Raw genomic sequence first — 8,624 nt, forward strand, 5'->3', positions numbered from 1 at the left:
TCAGTCTGTAGAGCGACCATAAGACCAGAACAGAGTAAATCTGTTAAGGCAGGTGCGGAACCCCGCAAGGGAAAGAAGCAGAAACCCAAATCGTGAGGTTTGGGAATCACCGTCCGTTTACGGCGGTGAGGATGTCAAGGGAAAAGTTGCGGGAAAAGGCTGCAGAAGCGGGAATGTCTCCCACAAAGTTGCTAGAGGATTTGATCGACTCGTTGTTACCCGATGAGGATGACTCTAGCCGGGACACAGTACCACCGGATGAACCGGATGAGGATGAACCGGATGATGAAGATAATCAAGATTTGCCTAATTATACTCAGCGTTACCGTGCTAATTTTAGCTATCAGGATAATTACTATTCTCCTGCTGTTAACTCATACCTGTTTGACAATGGCAAGTTAGTCCCTTTTTGATAGGGTGATTTTATTTTTTGCTACTCCCTAAAAATTAGTCAATTATTCCAATGACCAAAAAAACAATTTTTGCGCGGGTAGAATTTTATAATTTTCTATCCCACTATCTCTTGATCATCAATAAACTGCTAGGCTTTTGTTCTCAGCATTTAGAGTTTGCTGAAAGTTTCGCAAACACGGCTTTATTTTCCATCCCTGTCTCGGACGGGTTAGACAATCTCAAGTCACATCGAGAACAAGTGTCTAAAATGCAAAAGCAAATAAAAGCCTATAAAAGAGAAATTGACGATCTCTCAAACAAGATTAAGCAGAGTATCTCTTATTGCAAGCAAAAAGAAAATGAGTCAATTATCACAATTAAGCCAATTAAACCAAAAGACTAGGACTTCTTTCTTATCGGAGGCTTTCTCTGATTAGGTCATAGAGGCAATCTTGAGCGAATTAATCGATTTTGTTTTAGTTGAATATCCTGATCAGCTTCATTGCGGGATTCTTTCAGCGTACTTAATCCCTGCTAAAAATTACGTCGCTGTGCTGAATAATCGGCAAAGTTTTCGATTAGAAACGGATTATCTTAATTTTATCAATGTAGAGGAAACTAATGGCTAATTTTTATTATGGCAGTGATGAAGGGCAATTTTACTGGATTAATTTAGATCATGTTTGTTTTGTCAAGCCAGAACTAGATAAATTAATTTTAAAAATGTCCGACGGGAACGTAGTGGCAATCGATGGGGAAGACTATGACGCTTTTAAAGAAGTTCTTATAGCAGAGACAGTTAACTGGGGGACTTTGTTTGATTACCCCCCTGTTGATTATGGCTATGATAATTCTCAATCAACCGACGACAGTCATTTAGACACAGAACCTTTTACAGAAACATCTATTTAACCTAATCGCACCCTATCGGCTACGACAGAAACATCTATTTAACCTAATCGCACCCTATCGGCTACAGCCGAGGGGATGGGGTTAGGGTCCAAACCTAATCCTAGTCTAAGAGTGCCTTTTTCTAAGATTTCAAGCATTAGCTTGTACTTCAATCGTAAGGCTTCGAGGGCTTTTAAGAATTGTGCCTTTTAAAGTGAGATAGGGCTTAAAAAGCCCTACGGGAGTATCGTAAGGCTAATTCTTTTTAAATCCAATTAACTCCCATTATAACCGATGAAAATACTAGGCATAGACGTTAGTCGTAACTGGGCTATCGTGGTTTTGTTGTGCGAATTTCCGTCTGTTTCCCCTCTACAATACTCGAAAAGTATTGGAGAACCTGTCAAGGGATACTCGCGAATTAAGGGAAACACTCAGCTTAACGAGATAGCTTATAAGCTAGAGTGCAACGCTGAAGCGATCGAGATTATTAAATCTTTAGAAGTTGACGCTATAATTTTAGAGCCTACGGGTTACTGGTACGCTAGTTTTTGGGTTAATTGCGCTAAAAAGTTAGGATTAGATATTTATTGGATATCTCATCAACAAACCAAGATAAATCGGCAGCACTACTTTAAAACTAAAAATAAAGATGATTATCTTGACGCTCTAACCATTGCCCTAACTTATTTCGACAAATCAGGGTTAGATGATCTAGGCAATCCCCCGCTTTTAAATAATTACGACTATGACTCGATCGATTTATTACGTCGGACTTTTCACGAAAGAGAACAGCTTGATAAAAACAAAAATTCTTTGATTAACCAACTTAGACAGCGATTATGCTGTGAATTTCCCGAGATTGCACAAAAAGACTTTGAGTATATCGGGGTTAAGGGCTGTAATCCTACGTTAGGACATATCGCCGGTTTGATAAAAAACCCGCGCATTAAAGCCACAGCCGGGACGGGAATTAGCGAATATAGTCAATTACTTGCGAATGACATCATCACCTATCAAACTAGAATCTCGATTAAAGAACAAGAGCTAAGAGATATTTTAGATTTAGAACAGTTTAAACTTTATCGCCAAGTCTTTAATCAATTTTGCTTTGGTACTATCACTCAAAGCTTACTGCTTTTACATTGCTACCCTATCGAAAGATTTTTAGTTAAGGGGAAACCTTATTTTAGAGGTGATCACGATATCAGCTTGAGAAAGTTTCAGGCTTATCTAGGTTTAGGATATTCCTATCAAATTTCAGGGGATACCTCCGCAAAACAGGACAAGGTTAAAAAGTCTTGGAAGGGTTCCGACTTAATGCGCTCTCACTTATATGCTCATGCAATGGTGAGTATTTGCCCAAATAAACCCGCTAAAACCGAGATTATGACTAAACTTAAGAACTCTTGGCTAAATCCCCGAAAACACACCTATTTTATTTGCAACGAAAAAACTGGGCAAAAAACCCAAGTCACTCAAGAGCTACCAAGCTTTAAAGCTTTGGGGAAAGATGGGTTATGTCGGTTACTGTTTTACGAGACCAGGCTACTTTATCAACTTTTGACACAGAATTTAGTAAAGTGATTGAAGATATGACTCGACAACCTCACGACCAATTTGCCAAACAATACCTAGAAGAATTGCTTTCTCCTCTGGGAAGGGTGGAAGTCAGCAAGGAAGTGGCGGATGAAACCCGTCAGGTGGATGTTTTCTTCTCTCCTCACCCTAATACAGGGGGAAATGCTCAATCTTTGGGTCTTTTAGGGCAAATGGTGACAACAAGCACTTTGCTTGAGCCTTTTCGCAATGCTCCCAATCGAACGGAAATTCGCAACTGTATCTTAAAATTGTTTTCGATTTTCGCTGAACTTCAACGGAAAGGGAAACGGGAAAAAACTGAGTTAAATGAGGATGAATTACCTAGATTATGGATTTTGGCTACCTCTATCAGTTTACACATCCTAGAGAGTTTTGATGCTAAATTAGAACTAGAAAACTGGACAGAAGGGATTTACTTTTTATCTCCCTCTCACCGAACGGCAATTGTAGCGATTAATCAGTTACCTATTACCCCGGACACTTTACTGTTAAGATTGTTGGGAAGGGGGAAAACCCAAAGCCAAGCGGTGAGAGAGTTGCTTGAGTTGCCTTCCGGCGATTCCTTCCGTCAAAATGTCATGGAATTATTGATTAGTTGGCGTGTGAGTGTTGAAGTTAACAATCTTTTAGAATCAGAAGATAGGGAGGTATTTATGGCTTTATCTCAATCTTATTTAGAGTGGAAAGAGGCGACTAAACGGGAAGGACTTCAACAAGGACTTCAACAAGGACTTCAACAAGGACTTCAACAAGGACTTCAACAAGGACAACGACAAATTATTGAAAATTTAATGCAAGTGAGGTTTGGGGAATTGGATGAGTCTTTGATAAAAGTTATTGATGAGTTGCTCAAGTTATCACCGATGGAGTCTAGTCGTTTATTATTGGAGTCTTCACGAGAAGATTTAATCAGACGATTCCTCTCTGAATAAATTAATTAAGCTGGGTTAAAATACGTCTTAGCTTAAACAGCTTCAAAGAAGCAATAAACGGCGGAAAACGGCAGGATATTATTTAACAGATGAAGAATTGCGATAGACATGAAAAGACGCTTATGATTTAGCTTTAGGACAATCTACTTTAGAGGCTTTTCAAGGAAAATATGGAGTCAACGAATTAGCAGAAATTGTGATACAATGCGATTATTTACCAAGCAATCGGGTTGATTTTGGGGTGATTATATTCTCTTAAATCTCTACGGATGAATTAGAATAGGCTCAACGATCTAAGCATCCAAAAAGTGAAGATTTTAAATTAATAATTATCTTAGAAAACTAGGCTCCATCCTAGCTAAAATTATCTGAAGAATTCTTTACATAATTTCAGGAAGCCAATCTTCGTCTAAAATATCAGCTAAAGTATAAGGATTCTCTGAGGGTAATTTTAAATCCGTTTTCACCTCTGCCATTTTTCTGGCTTTACCATAAAGATAATCGAGACGATTAGATAAATGGTTTCTGAGATTGGTCGTTAATCTTAATTCTAATTGAGTCCGAAAACCAATTAATTCACCTCGCCAATGTCGCTCATTATCTTCTCGTTGGCTCGACCAATAATGATAGAATAAAAGATGTTGTATGATTTGAATTACTAAACTCTCAACCGTATTTTTTTGTTCCCTTCCCAAAGCTTCTAACTCCTCAATCAAATGCTCATAATCTAAACTATCAACTTGACGATTTTTTAACAATAAAACTGTCTGATCTAGCCATTGCTGATAATCTTCTTCATAGATAGATGATAAACTTTGTCTGGCATGACTCATCGGTTATTCCTCAATCCTTCAGAATATATCGCCATTATACACCAACAAAAAAGCCCCCCTTTTAAGGATGCCCTTTTATCTAATGATTTAGACGCTAACTGATTGAAATGCCCAAAAATAGGGAGTTTATAGACTTTCCCATCAAAGTCAGGTTAGATTATGACCGTTTCTTAATTAAAAAACCCACCAAAGAAAACAGGCCTAACCCTAAAATAGAACTAGGTTCCGGTACTAACGAAATCATTAGTTATAGTCATTTCAGATAAGTCTGATACACTCTAGACCGACAAAACCCTTATGAACTCTGGGATTAATATTCTCAATTTTAATTGAAATGACTATAGGGACTGGCGTAGAAATAATATCCCAGCCAGAAAATCGCTCCGTAGAAAAACCAGACCAGCCAGATGGTACATTATCAAAGCGCAAGTCCCTTAGGGTGATCAGCAAACCTGAGCGAGCGGAGGGCGCAAGCATTGCGCCCCTACAGTAACGGATTTTGTCCACAATGTAGGGGCGAACTGCGTTCGCCCAAAAGGTACATTATCAAAGCGCAAGTCCCATACCTTACTGACCGCAGATTCCGCAAAGCTTCCAGGACTGAGCGTTGACCCGCATCTTCATCAAGGTAGAGACGGATTTGACTCATTATAATTCACCGGCTCGATATCGGGATTCCCAGTCTTCACAATCGGCTCGGTAAGCATCGATATCGGCCTCTATCTGTTCTTTATTCGCGTGATAATACGCTAGAGCGCTATGAATTTGAGCCAGATTTAACTGAGGATACTCCCTAGCGATCGCTTCGGCACTCATTCCCGTTTTATGATCCATGACTAAACTTTGAATCGTGATTCTAGTTCCCGCGATCCGGGGACAGGAATTACAAATATCCGGACTAGCCACAATAAATTCACCAATATCGATGCCTGTAGCCATATTTTCGCCTAGAGAATTCCCTTTTATTGTAGCTCGATCGATACATCCGAACAACAAAAAAGCCCCCCTTTCGAGGATGCCCTTTTATCTAATGATTTAGACGCTAACTGATTGAAATGCTAAAAATAGGGGCTCTTCGTTACTTGGTATGGTTCGGTAGGGTGGCATAAATCGACTAAATCCTTATCTAGCAAAAGACTTAATTGATTAGTTTGCTCTGGATCAAAAACAATTGACAAAAATCGCTAAATGCCTTTCTATATAAGGTTTTCATCCCTTATAACCCCCGTCCATTGCATAACACAAACCGAAGAGCCAAAATAGGTAATTTATGTACTTTCCCATCAAAGTTAGGTTAGATTATGACCGTTTCTTAATTAAAAAACCCACCAAAGAAAACAGGCCTAACCCTAATATAGAACTAGGCTCCGGTACAGATGGATTATTTTGCGGATATAAACGAGCGATCCAAGCTTCAGTATTACCACTAGGGTTAATTCCAGTACCCACAATCGTTAACCCATCAGCAGAAATTCCCCGCGCATGGCTCAAAGTCCAACCCGTTAAATTTAAACCATAATCATTGGTTAAAACCTGTTTTAAGCTCCGCATCCCTTGGCTACTATTCCAGATAAATGCCTCATTACCATTAGCACTTGTGCCAAAACCAACAACAATCGACCCATCTCCTGATACTCCTAATGCACCACTCCCGAAAATCCCTCCAGATAAATCCCCTAATCCTACCATTCCTGTCTGTTGTGTCCAACGGAATGCCTCTTGACCATTAGCACTCATGCTATGACCAACAACAACAGACCCATCTGCTGACACTCCTCTAGCAATACTATTGAAATCACCCCCAGATAATTCCCCTAGTCCTATCATTCCCGTTGCTTGTGTCCAACGGAATGCCTCAGTTCCATTAGCACTACTGCCATAACCAACAACAACAGACCCATCTGCTGACACTCCTCTAGCAATGCTATTGAAAAAACCACCAGACAAGTCCCCTAGTGCCACCATCCCTGTCCCTTGTATCCAACGGAATGCTTCATTACCATTAGCACTCCGGCTGTAACCAACAATAACAGACCCATCTCCTGATACTCCATAAGCAATGCTAAAGAAATCACTCCCAGATAAGTCCCCCAGTCCTACCATTCCCGTCCCTTGTGTCCAACGGAATGCCTCGCCACCATTAGCACTATTGCCTATCCCAACAACAACAGATCCATCCGCTGATATTTCCCAAGCAGTGCTAGAGAAACTACCCCCAGATAGATCCCCTAGTCCTACCATCCCCGTCCCTTGTGTCCAACGGAATGCCTCATCACCATTAGCACTATTGCCTATCCCGACAACAACAGACCCTTCTGCTGATACTCCATTAGCACTGCTAGAGAAACTACCTGGTAAGCCCCCTAACCCCTGAAAAGAGGCGGCCTGTGCCGGAACAGCCACCCCGATCGCACCCAATCCGATCCCTAAGCTGATACAATTAGCTAGTATCTTGTTCATAACCTGATAAGACTCCAAAAAACTGAGTGATTCTTACAATCTAGATGTTCACTTTGGTTTTGTCTGTGGGAATTTGTGGCCATTTTGGATTTTCTGATACAATAATTTTCGTGGGATAAAGTGGGATTTAGTGGCATAAAGGAGGGCAAAGCTCATGAAACAAGGCTAAATTTGATTTCTAGGTTCGATCCCCCCTAGCCCCCCTTGAAAAGGGGGGAACCAGACTCAAAGTCTCCCTTTTTAAGGAGGGAAACAGACTCAAAGTCGCCCTTTTTAAGGGGGATTTAGGGGGATCGAACTAGCGAAGCTTATAACTAGCAACTTGGGTTAATTTAAATGCAGAACAAATTACTAAATTAAGAGGTTAATCAGTAAAAAAAGGCAAAAAATGGAAGAATTATTAGAGTTAAAAAATCTATTACTAGCTGGCAATGTTCCCGATGCCTTAATCTTGGTAGAGGAAATGACAGAAATGAGCAAAGATGATAAGCTCAATAAGATTTTTAGCTTTAGTATTATTGTTCTATTACATCTGATTAAACAGCAAGCAGAAAAACGCAGTACCCGCTCATGGGAAACCTCTATTTCTAATTCTGTTCGACAGATTCAACGCATTAATCAACGACGTAAAACTGGAGGAAATTATCTAACAATAGAAGAATTAAAAGAAACCTTAGATGATGCTTATTCTTCATCTTTAAGACAAGCGGCATTAGAAGCTTTTGAGGGTATATATAAACCCGAAGAAATTGAGGCTATGATCGATAAAAATAAAATTATTAATCAAGCATTGGAATTGATATTAATCGATTAAGTAACAGATGACATTCGGAAACAAATCAGACAGAGTGTAGGGTGCGTTAGGCGGCTATCAATTTAGTCAAAAAACCAAAATTAATAATTCGCCGTAACGCACCACCTCTATTATTAAATTGGTGCGTTACGCTATTGAAGGGCGCACCCTACGAGTCCGTAGAGTGTAGGGTGCGTTAGGCGGCTATCAATTTAGTCAAAAAACCCAAATTAATAATTCGCCGTAACGCACCACCTCTATTATTAAATTGGTGCGTTACGCTATTGAAGGGCGCACCCTACGAGTAATATGACTACAAGCTTTACTTTATAAGGCGGATTTGGTATGACAGTTTGGCCTTCCCGACTTTATGGGGTACAATGTTCGTAGGCAATACATTAATCTCTGAAAAGAGGAAAGTAAAATGATTATTAGTCTGATAAAAAAACAAGAAAACTAAAATCAGTTCCCTTATCTTAACCAGCAATCTAAATGTTCTACCACTTACTTATATGGATATTCAAACCCTTTTAGAATGGACAGATAAACAGGTATTAGAGAAAACCGGTAAACATCTTGAGGTGGTGATTCGGTAGTAGTGATGGCGGCTTAATCCTTTGCTTTGCTGTGCATTGTAGTCATGGATAAAATACCAAAGGGTTCCCCAACGTGATTCTCCATTTTTTTAGAGAAAGATAGACTCTCTCTCACCAGCCGAGA

10 protein-coding genes are annotated in these 8,624 nt (G+C 39.8%); 6 read left to right on the plus strand and 4 right to left on the minus strand.

Annotated elements, in window-relative coordinates; genetic code table 11:
- Positions 1–146 precede the first annotated feature (146 nt).
- The 5 genes from IM515_RS14570 (at position 147) to IM515_RS14590 (ending at position 3,818) form a co-directional block, all read left to right on the plus strand.
- On the plus strand, positions 147–413 hold the full coding sequence (locus IM515_RS14570) for a hypothetical protein (protein ID WP_287698040.1): 267 nt from the start codon (positions 147–149) through the stop codon (positions 411–413).
- A gap of 50 nt (positions 414–463) precedes the next feature.
- Positions 464–796, plus strand: a complete 333-nt coding sequence (locus IM515_RS14575) for a hypothetical protein (protein WP_287628865.1) — start codon at positions 464–466, stop codon at positions 794–796.
- Positions 797–1,014: 218 nt separating this feature from the next.
- Positions 1,015–1,305, plus strand: coding sequence for a hypothetical protein (locus IM515_RS14580; RefSeq protein WP_287628868.1), 291 nt, complete (start codon positions 1,015–1,017; stop codon positions 1,303–1,305).
- 273 nt (positions 1,306–1,578) lie between these two features.
- On the plus strand, positions 1,579–2,871 hold the full coding sequence (locus IM515_RS14585; RefSeq protein ID WP_287628869.1) for an IS110 family transposase: 1,293 nt from the start codon (positions 1,579–1,581) through the stop codon (positions 2,869–2,871).
- Between the two features lie 8 nt (positions 2,872–2,879).
- On the plus strand, positions 2,880–3,818 hold the full coding sequence (locus IM515_RS14590; RefSeq protein WP_287628871.1) for a hypothetical protein: 939 nt from the start codon (positions 2,880–2,882) through the stop codon (positions 3,816–3,818).
- A gap of 380 nt (positions 3,819–4,198) precedes the next feature.
- Here IM515_RS14590 and IM515_RS14595 read toward each other — a convergent pair whose 3' ends face one another.
- The 4 genes from IM515_RS14595 to IM515_RS14605 all read right to left on the minus strand — a co-directional run bounded on the left by IM515_RS14595 (position 4,199) and on the right by IM515_RS14605 (position 7,111).
- The gene (locus tag IM515_RS14595; RefSeq protein WP_287628873.1) at positions 4,199–4,651 is read right to left on the minus strand and encodes a DUF29 domain-containing protein; all 453 of its coding nucleotides are present in this window, start codon (positions 4,649–4,651) and stop codon (positions 4,199–4,201) included.
- A 157-nt stretch (positions 4,652–4,808) separates the two neighbouring features.
- Complete coding sequence (locus IM515_RS25940) at positions 4,809–4,895, minus strand: PEP-CTERM sorting domain-containing protein (protein WP_071823541.1); 87 nt, start codon at positions 4,893–4,895, stop codon at positions 4,809–4,811.
- A 404-nt stretch (positions 4,896–5,299) separates the two neighbouring features.
- Entirely contained in the window at positions 5,300–5,590 is a 291-nt protein-coding gene (locus tag IM515_RS14600) for a DUF433 domain-containing protein (RefSeq protein WP_287628874.1), read from the minus strand.
- 360 nt (positions 5,591–5,950) lie between these two features.
- A complete protein-coding gene (locus tag IM515_RS14605; protein WP_287628875.1) occupies positions 5,951–7,111 on the minus strand; it encodes a PEP-CTERM sorting domain-containing protein in 1,161 nt (386 codons plus the stop codon).
- Positions 7,112–7,499: 388 nt separating this feature from the next.
- On the opposite strand from IM515_RS14605, the gene IM515_RS14610 reads away from it, so the two are divergent.
- Entirely contained in the window at positions 7,500–7,925 is a 426-nt protein-coding gene (locus IM515_RS14610) for a DUF29 family protein (RefSeq protein ID WP_287628876.1), read from the plus strand.
- Positions 7,926–8,624 lie beyond the last annotated feature (699 nt).

It is taken from the genome of Microcystis sp. M44BS1, assembly GCF_020244875.1.
GTDB classification, from domain to species: Bacteria; Cyanobacteriota; Cyanobacteriia; order Cyanobacteriales; family Microcystaceae; genus Microcystis; species Microcystis panniformis.

What these genes read in the sequence shown, in the direction of transcription:
- IM515_RS14605 (WP_287628875.1), bottom strand. Translation starts at nt 7,111, where the DNA reads ATGAACAAGATACTAGCTAATTGTATCAGCTTAGGGATCGGATTGGGT.
- IM515_RS25940 (WP_071823541.1), bottom strand. Translation starts at nt 4,895, where the DNA reads ATGATTTCGTTAGTACCGGAACCTAGTTCTATTTTAGGGTTAGGCCTG.
- IM515_RS14585 (WP_287628869.1), top strand. Translation starts at nt 1,579, where the DNA reads ATGAAAATACTAGGCATAGACGTTAGTCGTAACTGGGCTATCGTGGTT.
- IM515_RS14590 (WP_287628871.1), top strand. Translation starts at nt 2,880, where the DNA reads ATGACTCGACAACCTCACGACCAATTTGCCAAACAATACCTAGAAGAA.
- IM515_RS14600 (WP_287628874.1), bottom strand. Translation starts at nt 5,590, where the DNA reads ATGGCTACAGGCATCGATATTGGTGAATTTATTGTGGCTAGTCCGGAT.
- IM515_RS14595 (WP_287628873.1), bottom strand. Translation starts at nt 4,651, where the DNA reads ATGAGTCATGCCAGACAAAGTTTATCATCTATCTATGAAGAAGATTAT.
- IM515_RS14580 (WP_287628868.1), top strand. Translation starts at nt 1,015, where the DNA reads ATGGCTAATTTTTATTATGGCAGTGATGAAGGGCAATTTTACTGGATT.
- IM515_RS14610 (WP_287628876.1), top strand. Translation starts at nt 7,500, where the DNA reads ATGGAAGAATTATTAGAGTTAAAAAATCTATTACTAGCTGGCAATGTT.
- IM515_RS14575 (WP_287628865.1), top strand. Translation starts at nt 464, where the DNA reads ATGACCAAAAAAACAATTTTTGCGCGGGTAGAATTTTATAATTTTCTA.